The sequence below is a fragment of the Ruegeria sp. AJ12 genome (genome assembly GCF_056536245.1).
Window position 1 is genome coordinate 3,382,669 of sequence record NZ_JBQFJJ010000001.1, and the last position, 20,411, is coordinate 3,403,079.

Below are 20,411 nucleotides of genomic sequence, written 5' to 3' on the forward strand. Positions count from 1 at the left end.
ATAGATGGCATGAGCAAAATTGATTTTACCGACCTGGATGGAAAAGTGCTGCGCACATTCCTGACCATCCTCGAAGAAAGCTCTGTCTCAAAGGCGGCCGACCGATTGGGTGTCACACAATCGGCCATCAGCCACACGCTGGCCAAGCTGCGGCAGGTTCTGGGCGATCCGTTGTTTGTCAGGTCGGGACAGGGCCTGACCCCGACGGAACGTGCCTTGGCCCTGAAAGAGCCCGTGCAGGGGGTTCTGGACAGGATGCGAGCGCTGACCGAGGAGCGCCCGTTTGACCCGATGGCCGAAGAGATCACAATCCGGATTGCCACGAATGACATGCCGCGAGAGTTGATCTTTCCCGAACTGTTGCGCGCAACGCGCGCCGAAGGGGTTCGGCTGCAGCTGGAGTTTATCCCGTCGGGGGTCCCTGATCGCGAGCTATTGCGCAGCGACCGGTGTCAACTGATGCTGACGCCCCTACCCCCCGACGGGCCGGATATCTTTCAGAAAAGATTACTCACCAGTCCGCTTATGGTGTTCTACGATGCGGCCATGCGCACGCCCCCGGACAACTGGCAAGCCTATTGCGCAAGCGAGCATGTCGAGGTGCGCTTCCCCGACGGCCGCAACGCAAGGGCCGTGATGCGCGGCGTCGATCAGACTCGGATTCGCCCACCGACGGTGACGTTGCCGCATTTCAACGCGATCCCCTCGTTCATCAAAGGCAGCACCCTGATTTCGACGGACACGCTGCTCATGAAAGACGGGCCGCTGGCGACACTCGACTGCGCTCCGCTGCCGTTCGACTGTGAACCGGTTTCCATCTACATGGTCTGGCATCAGCGTTCCGCCAACGATCCCGCGCATCGTTGGTTGAGGGCCCGGATCGAGGACATCGCGTCCGCGCTTTAGGTCTGGGACAGCAGCCAGTCCCGCATCTTCGCCACCAGTTCAGGCCTGCGCGGCCTTTTGGGTGTCACGATGTAAAATCCAAGCTCGTCCTCCAAAACCTGTTCCAGCGGTCTGACCAATCGTCCGGATGCCAGTTCCGACGCGACGAGCGGTGCGTGGGCAAGCGCGAACCCCTGACCCGAGACAGCGGCATCAATGGCCAGGCTGGTTTGGTTGAACGTCATGGTGCGGGGCTTACCGCCTGCACCCGCATGTTCAAAAAACAAAGGCCAAAGCCCGTGGGAATCGCTGAGAAGGACCTGCTGCATCAGATCCGAAACATTTGAAACCTGTTGCGAAAGGTCCGGGGCACAAACGACCACCAATTCCGTCGAAAACAAAGGCACGGCATCCACGTCCTTGGTCACCGGATCGCGGCTGTGGCGAACGGCAATGTCGACGCCGTCATTGGCAAAATCTGCCAGTTTTTCGCGCCCGTCCACCTGAACCTGAATGTCCGGATACCGGGATGTGAAGCCGGGCAGTCTTGGAACCAGCCATTTGGATGCAAAACTCGGTGTGACAGAAATCGTAATCTGGCTGTGGGCGGTCAAATCGGCAACTGCTGTTTCGATGAGACGAAAAGCCCGTTTCAAAGGCGCCTGAAAGCGCCGCCCCGCCTCGGTCAGTCGCAGACCGCGCGGCATGCGGTCGAACAATTGCTCGCCCAGCCGCGCCTCAAGCCCGCGCACCTGCTGCGCGACAGCACCCTGTGTGACGCCAAGCTCTGCGGCGGCAAGACGAAAATTCAGATTTCTGGCCGAGGCTTCAAAGGCGCGCAAGGCATTCAGAGGCGGCAAGGCTGGCATGTCGATACACAGTAGATTTCCTACAGGCTTAGAGCAGAAGAACTGATTGGTCAAACTAGACGCCTTACCGCATCCTTTGGGCAAACTGGAAATGGAGCATGTAATGACCGAAAAAGTGGCCCTGATTACAGCGGGTGGCAGCGGCATGGGCGCAGATGCGGCCCGCCGACTGGCTGCCGATGGATTCAAGCTTGGCGTGTTGTCCTCATCCGGCAAGGGCGAGGCGCTCGCACGCGAATTGGGTGGTGTTGGCATAACGGGATCGAACCAGTCCAATGACGATCTGCAGAAACTGGTGGATGCCGCGATGGCGCATTGGGGAAGGGTCGACGTGCTGGTCAACTCGGCGGGTCACGGGCCGCGCGCGGAGGTTCTGGAACTGACGGACGAAGACTGGCACACCGGCATGGATGTGTACTTTATGAACGCGGTGCGCCCCACCCGGTTGGTGACACCGATCATGCAGGCGCAGGGTGGCGGGTCGATCATCAACATATCGACCTTTGCCGCGTTCGAACCCGATCCGGTTTTCCCCACCTCAGGCGTGTTTCGGGCCGGCCTGGCGGCGTTCACCAAGCTGTTCTCTGATCGGTATGCAGCCGAGAACATACGGATGAACAATGTCTTGCCCGGTTTTATCGACAGCCTGCCGGAGAAAGAGGAATTCCGGTCCCGCATTCCCATGGGCCGCTATGGGCGCAGCTATGACGAAATTGCGTCGGTCGTGTCCTTGCTGGCGTCCAAAGGCGGCGGATACATCACCGGGCAAAACATCCGCGTCGATGGTGGCATCACCCGCTCGGTCTGACAGGTCAGAACCGCGCCCTCAGGGCATGAGTCAGCGCCGCGCCTGTTTCGAAGAAAGCGCGGCGCAGCCCTGTCCAGCTTTCGCGATGCTCCGACACCGGAGGCACCGGCAGTCGCGCGTGATCATCATTCAGCAGACTGTCCGCCATCATGCGCCCGAACACCGTTCCAGGGCCAATGCCACGCCCGGAAAACCCGTGGACCGACAAGGCCTTGGGCCCAAACTCGGTGATCTTGGGGATATGGTCCGAGGTCATGGCGATGCGCCCATGCCAGCCGTGCACCAGCGGCTCGTCTGCAAGCTGAGGGTAAAGTTCATCCAACTTGCGCCTGACCCAGCCCGCATGCGCTGCACGACCTGCGCGCGCAAGGTCGCCCATACCGCCGATGATCATCCGCCCGTCCTGATCCAGCCGGAACGAGGTCATGATCAGGCCGGTGTCCCAGCAGCCTTCGCCATGGTCCAGAATACCGGCCCTCAGGTTGTGTGACAGCGGCGCAGTCGCATACTGGAAGTAGTAGACCGGCACATAGGCCGGTGCGGTCTCTTGCAGCCCCCGATGATACGCGTTCGTGGCCTGGATAACGGCCTTGGCACGGACGGTGCCACCGGGTGTGGTCAGAACCCATTCATTGTTGTGATGCTGCATGGCCTGCACCGGGCTCTGACCAAAAACCTGGGCCCCGGCCTCGGTCGCCGCGCGCGCCAGCCCAACCACATAAGCCAAAGGCTGAATGGTTCCGGCGCGCGGGTCAAACAGCGCCCCATGAAAGGCACTGCTGCCGGTTCGGGCCTGCGCACCTTCCGCAGACAACAGTTCCACCGGTGCGCCGGACGCACTCAACTGCGCATGGCGTGTCTGCAAATCCCGAAACCCGGCGGCAGAATGCGCGCAATGAAGCGTGCCATTTCTGACCGGTTCGCAGTCAATCCCATGCGCATCGATCAAGTTGAAGACATCTGTGGGGGCGTGCGCCAGCAGATTAATCAGGCGGTCGCCGACCTCACGCCCGATATGAGATCGAATGTCGTTGGGCGGCAGCCAGAGTCCGGCATTGACCAACCCGACATTGCGCCCCGAGCCGCCATGTCCGATGTCCTGTGACTCAAGCAGACAAACCGATGCCCCGGCTTGCGCCGCCGTCAGCGCGGCGGAGCAGCCCGTGTACCCTCCACCAATAACGGCGAGGTCAACCGTTAGATCGTTGGTCAGCGGCGGCGCGTTTATCGTTTCGCGACAGGTCTCGCGCCACATGGCATGTTCGGGATGGGTCACATTGAGCCTCAAGATGTTGAGCGCAAATCATCGGATAGCGCCTAGCCCGTTGCAAGCGCCCTCTGATCGTCGCGACCCATCGCGACAAGCACAGGAGCGGTTTTCTGACGTTCTACAAACGACGCCTTGTCCGCCATGCCGCGCCAACTGGCCAGAACCAGCGATTGGGCGACGGCGCCGCCCAGAGTGTCCCCCGGTCCGGTCACGATGAACAGGTCCGGGGCAAACTCCCGTGCCGCCGTTTGGATGGCACGGGTGAAGTCATAGGGTTCGGTGACCTGATGACCCAGCGTGTAGTCCCATAGCGCCGTGGTGTCTGTGGCATCGGGCCACCAGATCTTGCCCCGCCCGTCGATCAGCGGATGCTGGGGCTGCCCGAAAAGCTCGGCGCTCAGGCGCGTACGACCTTCCGCCGCGACGGGTGTCTGCAACCTTGTGTGAAACGCCGCGTGATTGGGCAAGCGCATGGGAAAGCGATCCTGAACCGATGGCTGTGAGGCCTCGAAGGCCGCCAAACCCGCCTCATTGCCAGCCAGAACCAGCATCCCGCCCAGATCGATGGACAGCGCCAGATCGTGGTCATCGGTCGCGTCGATGCGCGCCACATCTTGCAGCAATGCAGCTTTTCGATCCGGGTCCGGAGCCCAATCGTCGCCCACAAAGGGGTAGACCAACTGCCCGCCGATCAGATGCTCCTGCATCAAGGTTCCCATTGTGTTGACGACCCGAAACCCGTTCTCGGCGCTCAGGGCACCTGCTGCCGCAAGCGCTATGTACCACCCCATGGAATTTCCGGTGACTGCCACGACCTCAATATCGCTCGCAAGGCTCTGTGCATCGGCAAGCGATGCCGCGTAGATCAGGGGCGAGGCCACATCGCCACGAGAGAATTTGCCAACGGTAAACCGGGCCGCGCTGTCCAGCGTGGTGACCGGCTCCTGTCCGACTTCGGTCCGGATCGCGTCGAAGCCTTGAAACATCGCCATCCGCGGTGCGTGGTGTCGGTGCAGGTAACCCAGTTCCGGTTTGTTATAGGTCCCGCGCCCCGGGCAGATTACAACGGCGGTGCGGGTCATCTTGCCGCTCCGGTCAGGGCAAAAGCGGCATTCACAATGTCGTCCTTGGACGGCAACGGCGCGGCATAGGCCGGGCCGGTTGCAATGAAACTGTCTTCGGCAACAACGCGCGCAACGGGTTTGCTTTCGTCTTCCTCGCCAAAGAACGCCATCAGTGCTTCGGACTGGCTGCCGGTTCGGCGGCATTCATCTACGATCAACACGTGTCGGCACCCTTCGGTGGCGCTGCGCAAGGCCTCGACCGGCAGGGGCGCCAGCCACCGCATGTCGATGATCCGCACGTTCAAACCGGCGGCCTTCAAATCAGGCAGCGCCTGTTGCGACAAGTAGTGCCCGTTGCCATAGGTGACGATCGCCAAGTCGGTGCCGTCGCCACGCACACCAACCTCGCCCAGGGCGATGCGCTGATCCGGTGAGGGATAGATCGTCATCCAGGAACCGTCCTGCGCCGCATGCAGATCGCGCATGGGGTAGAGAGCGATGGGCTCCAGAAATACCACCACCCGCTGCTCTTCCCGCGCCAAACGCACACACTCGCGCAGCATCTGCGCCGCATCCGCGCCCTGGGAGGGACAGGCGATGACCACCCCCGGGATATCCCGCAAAACGGCCAGAGAGTTGTCGTTGTGAAAATGCCCGCCAAAACCCTTTTGGTATCCCAGCCCGGCAATCCGCACGACCATCGGGTTGGTGAATTGTCCTTTGGAGAAGAACGGCAACGTCGCCGCTTCGCCCCGGATCTGGTCCTCGGCATTGTGCAGGTAAGCCAGGAACTGGATTTCCGGGATCGGGACAAATCCGTTGTGGGCCATTCCGATAGCCAACCCCAGAATGGACTGTTCGTCCAGCAACGTATCGATCACCCGGTCCGGTCCAAACCGCTGCTGCAATTTCTGCGACACACCATAGACGCCACCCTTGCGACCGACATCCTCGCCCATGCTGACGATCTCGCCATGTTCCAGCATCAGATCGGTCAGAGCCCAGTTGATGATACGGCTCATCGGTTGCGGCTCGGCCATCGCGCTCAGGTCCGCCCCAAAAGTCTCGGCCCGCTCATTAGATCTGGGCCCGTTTGTGGGTTTGCACGCGCGTTTAGGTGGGATGATGCTGGCCATGACCTCCTGCGCGCTGGTCAGATGCGGGCGGGTTGCAGCCTCGGCTGCGATACGATCCGTGCGGGCGCAGGTGTCATCATAGATATTCAGCGCCTGTTCCGGCGTCAAAGCACCGGCCTCGTCCAGCAGGCGCACGGAATGCAGCAACGGGTCATTTGCCTCATCCGCCTCGACCTCGGACTTGCTGAGATAGGTCGTCGGCACATCTGCCCCGGCATGGCCATAAAGGCGGACGGTCCGCAGATGTAAAAAGGCGGGCTTGCGGCGTGCACGGACGTAATCGGCTGCCGCTTTCGCGACCGCATGAGTTTCGTAGATGTCGAGACCGTTGGCCTGAAAATACCTGATCCCGGGTCGATGCTCCATCGAGGCCTGAATCCATCCCCTCGGTGTCTTGACCGAGATCCCGATACCATTGTCCTCACACACGAACAGCAAAGGCAGCGGCGTGGATTGAACACTTGTCCAACCCGCCGTGTTTATCGCTCCTTGCGCTGTGGAATGGTTTGCGGAAGCGTCCCCGAACGAGCACATGGCGATCCCGTCTTCCGGCAGTTCCCGGTGCTCGAGGTTATGCCGCCGCGCCGCGCCCAGTGAATAGGCGGCCCCAACCGCCTTGGGCAGGTGGCTGGCAATGGTCGACGTTTGCGGCGGAATTGTCAGTGCCTTGGATCCCAGCACCTTATGCCGCCCTCCCGATATGGGGTCCTCTTTCGAACAGGCGAAACTCAGCAGCATGTCCCACGCGATCTGCTGACCAGGCACCTGCTCGGCCCGGGCAATCTGAAACGCCGCATCCCGATAATGAAGAAATGCGATATCTGTCGGGCGCAGAGCATGCGCCACGACCGCCATCCCCTCATGGCCCGACGATCCGATTGTATAGAACCCCTGCCCGGCCTTTTGCATTGCGCGGCTCGTGCGGTCCAGCGCGCGGCTCAGGACTTGCGACCGAAACAGGGAAACGGCATCGGGATCGCTCAACCCCGGCTTTGGGCGCGGACCCTGCGGCAGGTCCCTTTTGGCAACCCGGGCGCGGAAGTTTTCGTGAACGATCTGAGCGCGATCCATCGAATGACCTCTTCAAACGTTTCGGGGCGGACCCTGTTTTGCGGCCCAATCTGCGCCGATCGAAACCCATTGTGTAAGCAATTCATGTATCTCGCTGGTCTTGCCAAAAGGCCAGTGATATTCGGGGGCAAAGGTATGAGGAATTGTAATATGATTGCGCCGCGCCGCTTTCTCCCTTCGATTTCATCCCTGCTGGCTCTGGAAGCCGTGGACCGTCTGGGCAGCGCCTCGGCCGCAGCCGAAGAGTTGTCACTGACCCAAAGCGCGATCAGCCGTCAACTCAAGGCGATGGAAGAACAGTTGGGTGTCGAACTGATCCAGCGCACGCAGATGCGCCTTAACCTGACGCCGGCTGCAAAAGACTATGTGCAGACGGCGCGCGCGGCTCTTCATCAACTGGCGCAGGCGTCGCTGAAACTCAAAGCCAACCCGACCGGCGGGTCGCTGCATCTGTCGATCCTGCCGGCCTTTGGAATGCACTGGCTGGCACCGCGCCTGCAGGATTTTGCCCGCCGCCATCCGGAAGTGACTGTCAACCTGAACACGCGCCTGAAACCGTTTGACTTTACCAACGAACCCTTTGACGCGGCGTTCCATTTCGGTCAGCAGAACTGGAGCGGTGTGAGCTACATGAAGATCATGCACGAAGAGGTACTGCCAGTTTGCGCCCCTGCGCTGTTGCCCGAACGGATCAAGAGCATCGACTGGCTGACCGGGACCTCCCTTTTGCACATCGAAACCCGCCCCGACGGGTGGGAGCGATGGTTCGCCGCGCAGGGCAAACCGGTTCACGGGCTGCAGGGCATGATGTTCGATCAGTTTTCAACGATGATTCAAGCGACCATCCATGGGCTGGGCGTCGGTCTGTTGCCAAGCTATCTGGTGGCCGAAGACCTGAAATCTGGGCGCCTGGCCCTGGCATGGGAGGGTCCGAAGATCAGCCTCGGCGACTACTTCCTGGTCTGGCCCAAGGCAAAAGCCGAATCCGAACCCCTGAAATCTTTCCGAAATTGGCTGGAAAGCCAGTTGGAGCCGACACACGACGAGGCGGACCGCGGCCTTGAATGATCGACTGCGTCCGGTCACCTGAACCCCATCAAACGTCCAGTGACCGCGCGATCAGTTCCTTCATGACTTCGTTTGTGCCACCGTATATCATCTGGACCCTTGCGTCGGCATAGAGACGGGCAATCGGGTATTCCATCATGAAGCCGTAGCCGCCAAACAACTGCAGGCATTCGTGCATGATCTCATTTTGCACTTCGGAGCCCCAGTATTTGACCATAGACGCCGTGGCCGCATCCAGTTCTCCGGCTTCGAGCTTGCCGACGCAGTCATTGACGAAACTGCGCAACACCTCAGCCTTGGTCTTGCATTCCGCCAGCTTGAACCGGGTGTTCTGAAAGTCCATGACACGCTGTCCGAAGGCTTTGCGGTCCTGGACGTATTTCACCGTCTCGGCGATGGCGAAATCGATGGCTCCCAAGGCCATCAAGCCGATGGTCAGACGCTCCCAAGGCAATTGTTTCATCAACTGGTAGAACCCCTGCCCTTCTTCGGGACCCAAAAGGTTCGTCATCGGCACTTTGACATCTTCAAAGAACAACTCGGCCGTATCGTTGCCTTTCATGCCCAGTTTCTTGAGGTTGCGGCCGCGCCGGAAACCATCCGCCCCATCCGTTTCAACGGCGATCAGTGACACACCCTTGGCGCCAAGCGACTTGTCCGTCTTGGCCGCAACAATGATCAGATCCGCGGATTGTCCGTTGGTGATGAAAATCTTGGACCCGTTGAGACGGTAGGAATTCCCATCCTTCTCCGCCGTCGTCCGCACCGCCTGCACATCCGAACCGGTTCCGGGTTCCGTCATGGCAAGCGCCCCGACCATTTCACCCGAGGCCAGCTTGGGCAGCCATTTCTGTTTTTGATCCTCACTGCCATAAGCGGTGATGTAATGGGTCACGATAGACTGAATGCCGTAACCCCACCCGGCGTCGCCCCGGGCCGTCTGTTCGTAAATCGTGACCGAGTCGAACCCCATGCCGCCGCCGACGCCGCCATATTCTTCGGGTATGGCCCCTGCCATCAGTCCGGTTTCGCCCGCTTTGCGCCAGAACTCGCGGTCAACCACGCCATTTGCAGCCCAGGTTTCGATGTTGGGCGTCAGTTCATCATCCATGAAACGGCCTGCCATTTCAGCAAACATCCGGTGTTCATCCGTGACCCATGCGGCGGTGGAGGTAAAAAGCGACATCTCAGGCTCTCCGATAAGCAGTTACCGCAAAGCTAGCCTGCATCGCGCGCGCCGCCAATCCGTGTGACGCCGCGTTCATGCATCAGGCAACGCAACGTCTTTTATCCAGACGGGAAAACGGAACGAACACTCCCACGTAACCCGGTCACTCAAGTGCCGTAGCGAGCAATTGCCGGGCCGCGTCCTTTGCATCCTCTGCAGGATCACAGTTCTTCAGTAGAACCGCCGCCACGATGGCCCCCTCCTGCAGCAGGACAATCTGACTGGCCAGTTTTTCCGGGTCCTGAGCGTTCGCCTGCCGCGCGAGATGTGTGAAATGGTCCAACAGCAGGCGTTTGTGTTCAGCGGCCTGCGCATGAATCGGATGCTCGGCATCCTGATACTCGGCCCCGGCTTTGATGAACATGCACCCGCGAAAGCCGTCTTCCTCAAACCACTCTTTCATTGCGTCGAAACTGGCGATGATCTGCCCGGCGGGTGTGTCCGATAGCTCTTCGATCCGGCGGTAAATCCAGTTTCGAAAGTTTTCATCGCGCAAGCGAAGAGACGCGAGAATGAGCTCTTCCTTGGTACGAAAGTGCTTGTACATCGACGTCTTGGAGACACCCGTTTCCGCGACCAGCTTGTCCATTCCGGTCGCGTGGAAACCATCGCGATAGAAAACCTGCAATGCCTTGCGGACAAGCTGGTCTCGCTTGTTTGGGCGCATGTTTCGGCTCCTGGGTGTACTGCTCAGTACATATTAAGCAGAGCGCCGAGACGCAATACCCGATGAAAAAACCCATGTTTTAAAACACCTTAACCCAACCCAAAGCTGGATCACTTCCTGTTGACGAATTGCTCCCTTGATTAAGTTAACCGATCGGTACATGTATTCATTATAGCTTACCGATCTGTACACTTTAAGGAAAGCAGATGAAACGCCGCGCCAACCTGTTCCCCTCTCAATACGTTCCTTTCCTCTTGACCGTGGCACTTCTGGCCGCGTCCATGACCTGAAGGACGCCCTGCACAATGGACCGCACCCCGTTCCCTCCATTCTCCCACGAAACCGCCACAACGAAAGTGCGTTTGGCGGAGAATGCCTGGAACAGCCGCAATGCGAATGTCGCCACGTCCGCATACACAGAGGACAGCCAGTGGCGGACCCGCGCCGAATTACTGTCCGGACATCCTGACATTTGCGCCTTTCTGACCCGAAAATGGCGCAAGGAATTGAACTATCGGCTGATCAAGGACCTGTGGGCTTTTCGGCAATTGCATCACTGTGCGCTATGGCTACGCGTGGCATGATGACAGCGGACACTGGTTCCGGTCCTACGGCAACGAAAACTGGGGGTTTACCGCAGGCGGTCGGATGTCCCACCGCCACGCCTTACTGAACGACATGCCCACCGCCGAGGGGGAACATCTGTTTCGCTGGCCTCTGGGTCAGCATCCAGACGATCATCCCGGGCTTCACAGCCTCGGCCTTTGAAAGGATTGACCATGCCCCGCGCCTTCTCGGAACTGACTTTCACCCCCTCTGTCCGCGCGCATCAGGAGCGAATGGGCTCTGCCAAGACATATGCCAAGTTCACCGAGGGAGGACCTCGGCAAGGTCATCTGATCGGCGATCCGGAAAAAGCTTTTATCGAGGCACGCGACGGTTTCTACCAGGCCACGGTGTCCGAGACCGGGTGGCCGTATGTGCAGTATCGTGGTGGGCCTGCCGGATTTCTAAAGGTGCTGGGGCCTCAAACAATTGGATACGCCGATTTCTCGGGAAACAAACAGTATATCTCGCGCGGGAATCTCGACGGAAATGACCGGATTGCCCTGATCCTGATGGACTACGCCAATCAACGGCGCCTCAAGATCCTGGGGCGTGTTGAGTTCACTGAAGGCGAAGCGGCCGCAACCAGCCTGTACCCTGAGGGTGCCGAGGCTCCGGCAGAACGTGCCGCAATCATCCGTGTCGAGGCGCTGGACTGGAACTGCCCGCGCCACATCGCACCACGCTTTACCGAGACTGAACTGCGCCCGTATCTCGCAGATTTGGGTCAGCAACTGGCCCGATTACAGGCTGAAAACGAAAGACTAAAACGGGAACTGGCCAAGCCGGATTGAGATTGCTGATCAACTGGTCAAGACTCAACTTACGGTGTCGGTCAACTGAAGTGTTGCCTCCGTCACCATGCTAAAGCGCTCAAAAACTCCCAGGGCAAAAATATATATTCGATAATTTGATCGCACCCCTTGACCTTCCTGTCACTGGAACCCTCATCTAGATGGCAACTGAACTGCCGGAACGAGTCGGATGTCCAAACCGCACACCATACAGCTTAAGATCAATGGCATGACCTGCGCGTCCTGTGTCGCGCGGGTCGAAACTGCGTTGGAAAACGTTGCAAGCGTCGCAAGCGCCTCTGTCAATTTCGCCACCGAGACAGCCCAGGTTCGCTTTGACGGGCGCGTTTCTGAATTGACCGAGGCGTTGGAAACCGCCGGGTATCCCGCTGCAACTCTCCAGACGGATTTGAAGATCAGCGGGATGAACTGTGCCTCCTGTGTGGCCAAAATCGAACGCGCTTTGCTGTCCGCCCCCGGGGTCACGGGCGCAAATGTCAATCTGGCGTCTGAAACCGCGACTGTCCGTTATGTCGAAGGCGCGACCGACCCGGATGCCCTGGCACATCTTGTAACGGCGTTGGGATACCCGACCCGCACCAAGACAGCGCCCAACGTTCAACGTGATGAAAAAACGGACGAACTGCGCAAGCTGTACCGCGCGACCTTGTTCGCTGCGGTTCTTGCGCTGCCGGTTTTCATTCTCGAGATGGGCGGGCACATGATCCCCGTCTTTCACCACTGGGTTCACGCAACAATTGGCACGCAGACAAGCCATCTCATCCAGTTTGCGCTGACCTCCGTGCTGCTGATCGGACCCGGGCGCATTTTCTACGTAAAAGGAATCCCGTCCTTGCTGCGACGCGCACCCGACATGAACGCTCTGGTCGCATTGGGAACAGGGGCGGCGTATCTCTATTCGGTGACCGCAACATTCGCGCCGCAGGTACTGCCACAGGGCACTGCCAACGTGTATTTCGAAGCGGCGGCCGTCATTGTTGTCCTTATCCTTCTGGGCCGGCTTTTGGAGGCACGCGCCAAGGGCAAAACCGGCGCCGCGATCCGCAAGCTTATAGGCTTGCAACCCAAAACGGCGCGCGTTGAGCTGGACGGAAAGGCTGTGGACCGCCCTATCGCCGAGATCGTCGTGAGCGATATCCTGCAAATCCGCCCCGGCGAACGCGTACCCGTCGATGGGGATGTCATCGAAGGCACGTCATACATTGATGAGAGCATGATCACGGGTGAGCCTGTACCGGTCGGCAAGTCCTTGGGCGATCATGTCGTCGGAGGGACAGTGAACGGGACCGGCCCTCTGCGCGTTCAGGCAACGCATGTCGGGTCGGACACGGTGCTGGCGCAGGTCATTCAAATGGTGGAACAGGCGCAGGGGGCCAAGCTGCCCATTCAGGGGCTGGTGGACCAGATCACCTATCGCTTTGTTCCTGCGGTCATCGCGGTCGCGGTGCTCACCGTCGTAATGTGGCTGATGTTTGGGCCGTCCCCGGCCCTGCCGTTGGCGCTGGTGGCCGGGGTGTCGGTTCTGATCATCGCCTGCCCCTGCGCCATGGGACTGGCAACACCCACATCGATCATGGTTGGAACCGGTCGCGCAGCAGAACTGGGTGTTCTGTTTCGCAAGGGCGACGCGCTGCAACAGCTTCAGCAGGCGCAGGTTGTTGCATTGGACAAGACCGGCACGCTGACGCTTGGTCGCCCGGAACTGCAGGATGTGATGACTGCGAACGGATTTGAGCGGAGCGAAGTGTTGCGGCTGGCTGCCGCACTCGAAACGCGATCTGAGCATCCGATCGCAACGGCTATTACCCGTGCCGGGCCCGAGGAACTGCCGAAGGTCTCGGACGTCCAATCCCTGACGGGCCTTGGCCTGCAGGGCCGCGCAGACGGCAAGGAGCTCTTGATCGGTTCACAGAAACTGATGCAGCAAAGTGGGATCGATCTGCAAGAGCTGCAGGCGGATGCCGACGCGCGCGCCGCCCAAGGTGCCACGCCGTTGTTTCTGGCCATTGATGGCAAGGCGGCGGCGAGCCTTTCCGTTTCGGACCCGATCAAACCGGGCACGCGTGAGGCGTTGGCGCGGCTGCACGAAATGGGCCTGACGCTGGCCATGGTCACCGGAGACAACGCCCGCACGGCCGAGGCGTTGGCCGCCCGTCTGGGGATCGATCATGTGACCGCCGACGTGCTGCCAGAGGGCAAGCTCAATGCCATAAATGCGTTGCGCGACCGGCATGGGACACTGGCTTTTGTGGGCGACGGGATCAATGACGCCCCGGCGCTGGCCGCCGCTGATATCGGCATCGCCATCGGAACCGGAACCGATGTCGCCATTGAAACTGCAGATGTGGTCCTGATGTCAGGTGATTTGCGTGGCGTGGCAAATGCGGTCGAGATCAGCCGCCGAACCATGCGCAACATCCGCCAAAACCTCGGCTGGGCGTTTGGATACAACGTCTTGCTGATCCCGGTGGCCGCAGGTGCGTTATACCCCTTTGGCGGTCATCTTCTGTCACCGGCTCTGGCCGCCGGGGCCATGGCGTTGTCGAGCGTCTTTGTCGTCTCGAACGCATTGCGCCTGAGACGGGTTCGTGCAAGCGCACCGGAAACCGCTCCGGCCACAACCGTAGAGGTGCATGCATGAATATCGGAAATGTCGCTAGCCGCACCGGCCTGCCCGCCAAGACCATCCGGTACTACGAGGACATCAACCTGATCAAACCGCAGCGCGACGAAAACGGGTATCGCCGGTTCCGAGAACAGGACGTGCACAAGCTGAACTTTCTGGGACGCGCCCGCGCATTGGGGTTCACAATAGAAGACTGCCGAACCCTGCTGGCGCTGTACGAGGATGAAACCCGGGCCAGCGCGGATGTTAAGCGGGTCGCACGGGATCATTTGGCGCAGATCGAAGCCAAAATCGCCGACCTGAAAGCGATGCGGGATACGCTCAGCCATCTGATTGACGCCTGTGCAGGCGATGACAGGCCGGATTGTCCGATCCTGCAGGACCTGGGCGGCAAATCGTAGCGCGGGGTTGCCCTTTGTCCGCAGCTTTGCTTTGTCTCTGCTGAACATTCCGGCCCGCTGCGCCTGCAGAAGAAGGGGCCGGACAGCGGAGAGGATCACCAAATGGCAAAAGTCGCTTTCCTTGGCCTCGGAGTTATGGGCTATCCCATGGCCGGGCACCTGCAGGCCGCAGGTCATCAGGTTACGGTTTTCAATCGCACCACCGCCAAGGCCGAAGCGTGGGTGACCGAACATGGCGGCGCAATGGCTCGGACTCCCGAAGAAGCCGCGCAGGCTGCAGAGATCGTGTTTGCCTGCGTCGGCAACGATGATGACCTGCGCAACGTATGCACAGGTGAAGGCGGCGCCTTTCACGGCATGTCCAACGGAGCGATTTTTGTCGACCACACAACAGTGTCAGCCAAGGTCACGCGCGAGTTATCTGCAACAGCGGGCGCGCAAGGCATTGCTTTTGTCGATGCGCCGATCTCAGGGGGTCAGGCCGGAGCAGAGAATGGTGTGTTGTCGATCATGTGCGGCGGCGATCAGGGCGCCTATGGCCGGGCCGAACCCGTGATGCAGGTTTACTCGAAAATCTGCCGCCGGATTGGTGACAGCGGTGCCGGTCAAATGGCCAAAATGTGCAACCAGATCGCGATTGCGGGGCTGGTTCAGGGTCTAAGCGAAGCGTTGCACTTTGCGGAAAAGGCCGGTCTGGACGGACGCTCGGTCGTCGAAGTGATCAGTCAGGGCGCGGCCGGCAGCTGGCAAATGGCGAACCGGTATGAGACCATGCTGGACGATCATTTCGATCACGGTTTTGCGGTGGATTGGATGCGCAAGGATCTGGGCATCTGCCTGGACACTGCGAATGAGACCGGGGCATCCCTGCCAGTGACCGCACTTGTCGATCAGTTCTACAAGGACGTGCAGAAACTGGGCGGTGGCCGCTGGGATACATCATCGCTGATCAAACGGTTGCGTGCACTGGGCTGACGGAGTCAGGTGTCGATGAACGACAGCATTGAATTTTGGGCAGCTGTGCTGAGAGCGCGCTGGGGTCTGGACGCCAAACTGTCGCGACTGGCCGGCGAGTATGACCTGAACCTTTTGGTGCAAGCCACGAACGGACAGGACTACGTGCTCAAGATCATGCGTGTCGGGTGTGAGACCACGCTCGTCGACCTGCAGATCAAAGCGCTTGAACATCTCGCCGCCGAAGCGCCGGGCCTGCCATGTCCCAAGGTCATTCACGATCTGAACGGAGCGCTGTTGCCCGAGATCGCCGACGAGACAGGCGCCCCCAGGCTGGTCTGGCTGCTCGAACGATTGCCGGGGCAGTGTTACGCCGAAACGGCGCCCAAGAGCGAAGAACTGATCCTGAAGCTTGGACGCGTGTTGGGGGCAACCGACCGTGTTTTGGAACACTTCAAACATGACAGTTTGGCGCGGGAAGATTTCAAATGGGATCTGATGCAGGCGGGGTGGATCGCGGGCGAATTGGACGTGATTACCGATCCGGTCCGGCGCGCCTTATTGACCGAGATCACCAGCGGCTACGACGCTATCGCCCAAAAGGTTTCGACCCTGCCGAAACAGGCCATCCACAACGATGCAAACGATTACAACATACTGGTGGATGGCGAACTGGGTCAGCGTCAATCCGTGTCCGGTCTGATTGATTTGGGCGACATGTGCGCGGCCCCCCGGATATGTGACCTGGCCATTGCCGGGGCCTACGTCGTTCTCGATCACCCCAAGCCCGAGCGCGCCCTGACTGCTTTGGTACGCGGATATCACGCCGCCAATCGCCTGTGCACCGAAGAGATTGATTTGATCTGGCCGCTGCTCAGAATGCGTCTGGCGGTGTCCGTGGTGAACTCGACCCTGATGGCCGTCGCGAACCCAGCCGACCCCTATGTGACGATCAGTCAGGCGCCTGCGTGGCGCTTTCTGGAAAACACCTCGGTCAATGGTGGCCTGATGCCAGCGCGCCTGCGCGCCGCATGCGGCCTGCCCGTCACGGACGGGGCCGACCGGGTTCTGGCCTATCTGTCCGAGCATCGTGGCCACTTTGCCCGGATGTTCGAACAGGACCTGAGCGATGCACCGATGGGTTCTCTGTCGGTTGAAAACTCGGTCTGGCCGGAAAACCCGTTCCATATGCCCTTGGACGAGGCTGCGCGGGTCGGGGAAGAGTTCGGAGACGGCCTTTGGCTGGGCTACTACAACGAGCCGCGCCTGATATACGCCGAACCGGGGTTCCGCAAAGGCCAGTGGAAAGCGTCGGATCGGCGGACGGTGCATCTGGCCGTCGATGTCTTTGCACCTGCTGGCACCATTCTGCACGCCCCGATGAGCGGGCGGGTCGAAGCCGTCGAAAATCGCGCCAGCCATCTCGACTATGGCGGTGTCGTAATCCTGCATCACGAAACCCCTGACGGGGACCCGTTTTATACGCTGTATGGCCATCTGGACCCCGAAGTGTGTGACCGCCTGAAACCCGGCGACCCGGTTGCGCAAGGCGCGGCCTTTGCCCGTCTTGGAGATGCCAGCCAGAATGGCGGTTGGGCGCCGCATGTGCATTTCCAGCTGGCGCTCACCACCGACGGGATGCAGGCTGACTGGCCCGGTGTTGGTGACCCGGACGAGATGTTCCTGTGGCATGCGGTATGTCCCAACCCCGCCGCCTTGTTGAACTTGCCGGATGACAAAGTGTTTTATTGCCCGACAGACAAGCAGGCCGTCCTGCAGGGGCGGCAGGACCATTTCGGCGGCAACCTGTCGTTGACCTATGACGATCCGGTCATGTTGGTACGGGGCTGGAAACACCACCTGTTCGATGAGTGGGGGCGGCCCTATCTGGACGCCTATAACAATGTCCCTCATGTCGGCCACGCACATCCGCGCATTCAGGCGGTTGCAGCGGATCAGTTAAAGCGGATGAATTCGAACACCCGCTACCTGCACCCGGCGCAAACCGCCTTTGCCGGCAAGGTTCTGTCGAAACTACCGGACAGTTTCGAGGTCTGTTTTTTCGTCAACTCCGGGACCGAGGCGAACGAGCTCGCCTTGCGTCTGGCCCGCACGCATACCGGGGCCAAAGGGATCGTGACGCCGGATCATGGGTATCACGGCAACACCAACGCAGCCGTTGCGATATCGGCCTACAAGTTCAACAAACCCGGTGGTGTCGGGCAGGCGGACTGGGTCGAACTGGTCGACGTTGCCGATGATTACCGCGGCGCTTTCAAACGCGATGATCCGGATCGGGCACAGAAATTCGCTGATCTCGTTGACCCTGCGATTTCGGCCTTGCAGAGCCGAGGCCAAGGGCTCGCTGGTTTCATCGCCGAAACCTTTCCCTCGGTCGGGGGGCAGATCATTCCACCCCCGGGTTACCTGCCGGCGGTTTATGAGAAAATCCGGGCCGCAGGCGGTGTTTGCATCGCGGATGAGGTGCAGACGGGCCTTGGGCGGCTGGGTGAGTACTACTTCGGGTTCGAACATCAGGGCGCGGTGCCCGATATTGTTGTCCTGGGCAAACCTATCGGCAACGGGCACCCGCTGGGCGTCGTCGCAACGACCAAGGCAATTGCCGAAAGCTTTGACAACGGGATCGAGTTCTTTTCGACCTTTGGCGGCTCCACCCTGTCCTGCCGGATCGGCAAGGAGGTGCTCGATATCGTGGACGAGGAAGGCCTTCAGGTGAATGCCCGGGCAATGGGTGTGCGCCTGCTGGATGGATTGCGCCAGATCGAGACCGAATTTGCAGCCGTCGGTGACGTGCGGGGGATGGGGCTGTTCATTGGCGTTGAACTGATCAATCCGGACGGGTCCGAAGGCACCGAGATTTGCAGATACGTCAAGAACCGGATGCGCGATCATCGCATTCTGATCGGCAGCGAAGGCCCAAGGGACAATATCCTTAAAATCCGCCCACCTCTGACCATCGAGGCTGACGACTTGGATATGATCCTGTGGGCCCTGCGCGAGGTGCTCTCCGAGATCGGAGAGTACACGCCACCCCCGCCCCCCGACCATGATCACCATCACGCGGGCTGCGGATGCTGCTGAAACAAGAAACTCCGGCGTAAGCCGGGGTTTCACTGTTAGGCTAAGAATGGGCTCAATGCAGAACGGTCGAGTGAGACTTGTGACCGGTCGTCGGCATGGGCGTCGCCGCAACCATCCGCCGAAGGGCCAGACCAAATTCTTCGGACAAGGCTGCCAGAGCAGGCGCAAAATCCGGGCGGATCATCAAGGATGCCATTAACATCGCGTCCTCACGCGCACCCTCGGACGCTGCCCCGATCATCTGGGCAAAACAATTCTCGTCCGCTCCAACGCAGGCACATCCCAGACCGTGTCGGATCAGCGGCCTGCGCCCGTGTTTTGCACATAACGAACACAGGCGATCCAGCGTCAGCATGGCGGCCCTGCCATGATCCATACCCAGAGCGATGCCAAAATCACTGGCAGCATCTGCCCGGCCCTTTGGGCCTTCGCCCCACAACCGCAAATACATCACCGCGCCGGCTTCGACCGGGTCGAGATCGGATAGGCGACCGACAGCCGCCCCACCCCGAATGGACGGTGATTTCATTTTGTCAGGATCAGTTTGCCCGCGCGGGTGATGCGCAGGGTGTAGAGTTGGTCGCCCAGTTCGATATGGGCCAGATTGCCCCCTTTGGTCAGGTCTTCGGCCTTGTGCGCCGGAAGCATCGAAACTGCATAGGATTGGCTTGGATTCGGGGTCTGCGCGTTCATCGGACAACTCCAGAGGGTTTTAGCCAAACGGCCTGTTCTGTTTGCGTTTCTAATGATTTGGCTGACCCCGGATTGGGCTGGCTGTCGGTATTGAGCCTTAATCTGATTATTTTACTAAGGTATGTCAAGCCCCGGATTCTCCATTCTGAAAACGGGCACAATTGCGCTGCATTTCAGCACGGGTTAGGAGTTGCAAAACCCATTATTCAGGCAGGTATTCCATGCGCGCTGCGGTTGTATTCGATCTGGACGGAACTCTGGTAGACAGCATCGGTGACATCGCTAATGCCGCCAACAGGATGCTGAGTGACATTGGCAAAGGCCCTGTTTCACAGACTGTGATCCAGCGATTCGTTGGCAACGGGCTGCCCAAGCTGGTCGAGCGTTTGATGGGGCATTGTGAGTTGCCGATGGCCCGGCACGCTGAGCTCACGCGGATCACACTGACACATTACGACGCGGCCGCCAGTAACACGACCCAACCGTATCCGGGCATGCCAGACGCTTTGGTGCAGTTGCGCGACATGGGGTGCGTCCTCGGTGTCTGCACAAACAAGCCCGAGGCCCCGGCGCGGCACGTGCTGGACGCACTTGATCTGACCCAACACTTTGATGCCGTGCTGGGCGGGGATACTCTGCCAACACGCAAGCCGGACCCTGCACATCTGCACTCAAGCTTTGACGCTCTGTCATTCCAAGGACCGCGTCTGTTTGTTGGCGACAGCGAAGTGGACGCGGAAACGTCGCAACGCGCGCAGATACCCTTTTTGCTATTCAGTGGGGGGTACAGGAAAACGCCCGTCGCAGAAATTCCGCATACGGTCAGCTACGATGCCGCTGAACAACTGCCGGGTTTGGTGACACAGATGCTGAACCAAATGGAACAGCGCGCCTGAGGACCGCCCGGTTTCGGCCATCACAATCGCTGCGTTGCACCTGTTTGGGAAACCCCAGAAGTTATTGAGGGGCCGGCCGAGGGGGTGGTGACCAGCCCCTCATCGGGGAAAGTGGTTTGGCCGCGAACGACCTTGTGGTTAATCAATGTCTACCGATTCTCAACGGCTGGTGTAATTGGGGGATTCCCGTAGACGGCAAGATTTCTTGTCTGGGCACCACTCAAACATTGGCTTTGCTCAGAACAATTGCGT

At 59.8% G+C, this 20,411-nt stretch carries 17 protein-coding genes and 1 pseudogene; 10 read left to right on the forward strand and 8 right to left on the reverse strand.

Annotated elements, in window-relative coordinates; translation table 11 throughout:
• Positions 1-9 precede the first annotated feature (9 nt).
• Positions 10-906 (forward strand): LysR family transcriptional regulator, encoded by an 897-nt coding sequence (locus ACR3E0_RS16960; protein WP_480480021.1) that lies wholly within the window; start codon positions 10-12, stop codon positions 904-906.
• Here the strand turns inward: ACR3E0_RS16960 and ACR3E0_RS16965 are convergent.
• Positions 903-1,808, reverse strand: coding sequence for a LysR substrate-binding domain-containing protein (locus ACR3E0_RS16965; protein ID WP_480480022.1), 906 nt, complete (start codon positions 1,806-1,808; stop codon positions 903-905). The two genes, ACR3E0_RS16960 and ACR3E0_RS16965, sit on opposite strands and share 4 nt — an antisense overlap.
• 49 nt (positions 1,809-1,857) lie before the next feature.
• Between ACR3E0_RS16965 and ACR3E0_RS16970 the strand changes: the two genes are divergently transcribed.
• Complete coding sequence (locus ACR3E0_RS16970) at positions 1,858-2,562, forward strand: SDR family oxidoreductase (RefSeq protein WP_480480023.1); 705 nt, start codon at positions 1,858-1,860, stop codon at positions 2,560-2,562.
• 4 nt (positions 2,563-2,566) lie between these two features.
• Here ACR3E0_RS16970 and ACR3E0_RS16975 read toward each other — a convergent pair whose 3' ends face one another.
• The 3 genes from ACR3E0_RS16975 to ACR3E0_RS16985 form a co-directional block, all read right to left on the reverse strand.
• Positions 2,567-3,817 carry an NAD(P)/FAD-dependent oxidoreductase gene (locus ACR3E0_RS16975; protein ID WP_480481077.1) on the reverse strand — a complete coding sequence of 417 codons (1,251 nt, stop codon included), beginning with the start codon at positions 3,815-3,817 and terminating at the stop codon, positions 2,567-2,569.
• A 62-nt stretch (positions 3,818-3,879) separates the two neighbouring features.
• A complete protein-coding gene (locus ACR3E0_RS16980) occupies positions 3,880-4,914 on the reverse strand; it encodes an ACP S-malonyltransferase (RefSeq protein ID WP_480480024.1) in 1,035 nt (344 codons plus the stop codon).
• Entirely contained in the window at positions 4,911-7,103 is a 2,193-nt protein-coding gene (locus tag ACR3E0_RS16985) for a dehydrogenase E1 component subunit alpha/beta (RefSeq protein WP_480480025.1), read from the reverse strand. The genes ACR3E0_RS16980 and ACR3E0_RS16985 overlap by 4 nt, the downstream gene beginning before the upstream one ends.
• A 150-nt stretch (positions 7,104-7,253) precedes the next feature.
• Here ACR3E0_RS16985 and ACR3E0_RS16990 point away from each other — a divergent pair, with 150 nt between their 5' ends.
• Entirely contained in the window at positions 7,254-8,171 is a 918-nt protein-coding gene (locus tag ACR3E0_RS16990) for a LysR substrate-binding domain-containing protein (RefSeq protein WP_480481079.1), read from the forward strand.
• A 28-nt stretch (positions 8,172-8,199) separates the two neighbouring features.
• Here the strand turns inward: ACR3E0_RS16990 and ACR3E0_RS16995 are convergent, their stop codons facing one another.
• Together ACR3E0_RS16995 and ACR3E0_RS17000 are read right to left on the reverse strand one after the other, a co-directional pair.
• A complete protein-coding gene (locus ACR3E0_RS16995) occupies positions 8,200-9,357 on the reverse strand; it encodes an acyl-CoA dehydrogenase family protein (RefSeq protein ID WP_480480026.1) in 1,158 nt (385 codons plus the stop codon).
• Between the two features lie 145 nt (positions 9,358-9,502).
• Positions 9,503-10,066 carry a TetR/AcrR family transcriptional regulator gene (locus ACR3E0_RS17000; protein ID WP_480480027.1) on the reverse strand — a complete coding sequence of 188 codons (564 nt, stop codon included), beginning with the start codon at positions 10,064-10,066 and terminating at the stop codon, positions 9,503-9,505.
• 305 nt (positions 10,067-10,371) lie between these two features.
• Between ACR3E0_RS17000 and ACR3E0_RS17005 the strand changes: the two are divergent.
• The 6 genes and pseudogenes from ACR3E0_RS17005 to ACR3E0_RS17030 all read left to right on the forward strand — a co-directional run bounded on the left by ACR3E0_RS17005 (position 10,372) and on the right by ACR3E0_RS17030 (position 18,570).
• Positions 10,372-10,834: pseudogene (locus ACR3E0_RS17005) on the forward strand (DUF1348 family protein).
• An 11-nt stretch (positions 10,835-10,845) separates the two neighbouring features.
• Positions 10,846-11,466, forward strand: coding sequence for a pyridoxamine 5'-phosphate oxidase family protein (locus ACR3E0_RS17010; protein WP_480480028.1), 621 nt, complete (start codon positions 10,846-10,848; stop codon positions 11,464-11,466).
• 190 nt (positions 11,467-11,656) lie between these two features.
• Positions 11,657-14,128 (forward strand): heavy metal translocating P-type ATPase, encoded by a 2,472-nt coding sequence (locus ACR3E0_RS17015; RefSeq protein ID WP_480480029.1) that lies wholly within the window; start codon positions 11,657-11,659, stop codon positions 14,126-14,128.
• Positions 14,125-14,514, forward strand: a complete 390-nt coding sequence (gene cueR / locus ACR3E0_RS17020; RefSeq protein WP_480480030.1) for a Cu(I)-responsive transcriptional regulator — start codon at positions 14,125-14,127, stop codon at positions 14,512-14,514. Before ACR3E0_RS17015 ends, cueR begins: the two co-directional genes overlap by 4 nt.
• Before the next feature lie 102 nt (positions 14,515-14,616).
• Positions 14,617-15,489, forward strand: coding sequence for an NAD(P)-dependent oxidoreductase (locus tag ACR3E0_RS17025; protein WP_480480031.1), 873 nt, complete (start codon positions 14,617-14,619; stop codon positions 15,487-15,489).
• Between the two features lie 15 nt (positions 15,490-15,504).
• On the forward strand, positions 15,505-18,570 hold the full coding sequence (locus ACR3E0_RS17030; RefSeq protein ID WP_480480032.1) for an aminotransferase class III-fold pyridoxal phosphate-dependent enzyme: 3,066 nt from the start codon (positions 15,505-15,507) through the stop codon (positions 18,568-18,570).
• 52 nt (positions 18,571-18,622) lie between these two features.
• Here ACR3E0_RS17030 and ACR3E0_RS17035 read toward each other — a convergent pair whose 3' ends face one another.
• Complete coding sequence (locus ACR3E0_RS17035) at positions 18,623-19,099, reverse strand: hypothetical protein (RefSeq protein WP_480480033.1); 477 nt, start codon at positions 19,097-19,099, stop codon at positions 18,623-18,625.
• On the reverse strand, positions 19,096-19,263 hold the full coding sequence (gene hemP / locus ACR3E0_RS17040; RefSeq protein WP_480480034.1) for a hemin uptake protein HemP: 168 nt from the start codon (positions 19,261-19,263) through the stop codon (positions 19,096-19,098). The genes ACR3E0_RS17035 and hemP overlap by 4 nt, the downstream gene beginning before the upstream one ends.
• A gap of 221 nt (positions 19,264-19,484) precedes the next feature.
• Here hemP and gph point away from each other — a divergent pair, with 221 nt between their 5' ends.
• The gene (gph, locus tag ACR3E0_RS17045) at positions 19,485-20,159 is read left to right on the forward strand and encodes a phosphoglycolate phosphatase (protein WP_480480035.1); all 675 of its coding nucleotides are present in this window, start codon (positions 19,485-19,487) and stop codon (positions 20,157-20,159) included.
• Positions 20,160-20,411 lie beyond the last annotated feature (252 nt).

Excerpts from the sequence above, each read along its gene's own strand:
- ACR3E0_RS16985 (WP_480480025.1), bottom strand. The coding sequence starts at position 7,103 with ATGGATCGCGCTCAGATCGTTCACGAAAACTTCCGCGCCCGGGTTGCC.
- cueR (WP_480480030.1), top strand. The coding sequence starts at position 14,125 with ATGAATATCGGAAATGTCGCTAGCCGCACCGGCCTGCCCGCCAAGACC.
- ACR3E0_RS16995 (WP_480480026.1), bottom strand. The coding sequence starts at position 9,357 with ATGTCGCTTTTTACCTCCACCGCCGCATGGGTCACGGATGAACACCGG.
- ACR3E0_RS16990 (WP_480481079.1), top strand. The coding sequence starts at position 7,254 with ATGATTGCGCCGCGCCGCTTTCTCCCTTCGATTTCATCCCTGCTGGCT.
- ACR3E0_RS16970 (WP_480480023.1), top strand. The coding sequence starts at position 1,858 with ATGACCGAAAAAGTGGCCCTGATTACAGCGGGTGGCAGCGGCATGGGC.
- ACR3E0_RS16980 (WP_480480024.1), bottom strand. The coding sequence starts at position 4,914 with ATGACCCGCACCGCCGTTGTAATCTGCCCGGGGCGCGGGACCTATAAC.
- ACR3E0_RS17035 (WP_480480033.1), bottom strand. The coding sequence starts at position 19,099 with ATGAAATCACCGTCCATTCGGGGTGGGGCGGCTGTCGGTCGCCTATCC.
- ACR3E0_RS17015 (WP_480480029.1), top strand. The coding sequence starts at position 11,657 with ATGTCCAAACCGCACACCATACAGCTTAAGATCAATGGCATGACCTGC.
- ACR3E0_RS16960 (WP_480480021.1), top strand. The coding sequence starts at position 10 with ATGAGCAAAATTGATTTTACCGACCTGGATGGAAAAGTGCTGCGCACA.
- gph (WP_480480035.1), top strand. The coding sequence starts at position 19,485 with ATGCGCGCTGCGGTTGTATTCGATCTGGACGGAACTCTGGTAGACAGC.
- ACR3E0_RS17000 (WP_480480027.1), bottom strand. The coding sequence starts at position 10,066 with ATGCGCCCAAACAAGCGAGACCAGCTTGTCCGCAAGGCATTGCAGGTT.
- ACR3E0_RS17010 (WP_480480028.1), top strand. The coding sequence starts at position 10,846 with ATGCCCCGCGCCTTCTCGGAACTGACTTTCACCCCCTCTGTCCGCGCG.
- ACR3E0_RS17025 (WP_480480031.1), top strand. The coding sequence starts at position 14,617 with ATGGCAAAAGTCGCTTTCCTTGGCCTCGGAGTTATGGGCTATCCCATG.
- hemP (WP_480480034.1), bottom strand. The coding sequence starts at position 19,263 with ATGAACGCGCAGACCCCGAATCCAAGCCAATCCTATGCAGTTTCGATG.
- ACR3E0_RS16975 (WP_480481077.1), bottom strand. The coding sequence starts at position 3,817 with ATGTGGCGCGAGACCTGTCGCGAAACGATAAACGCGCCGCCGCTGACC.
- ACR3E0_RS17030 (WP_480480032.1), top strand. The coding sequence starts at position 15,505 with ATGAACGACAGCATTGAATTTTGGGCAGCTGTGCTGAGAGCGCGCTGG.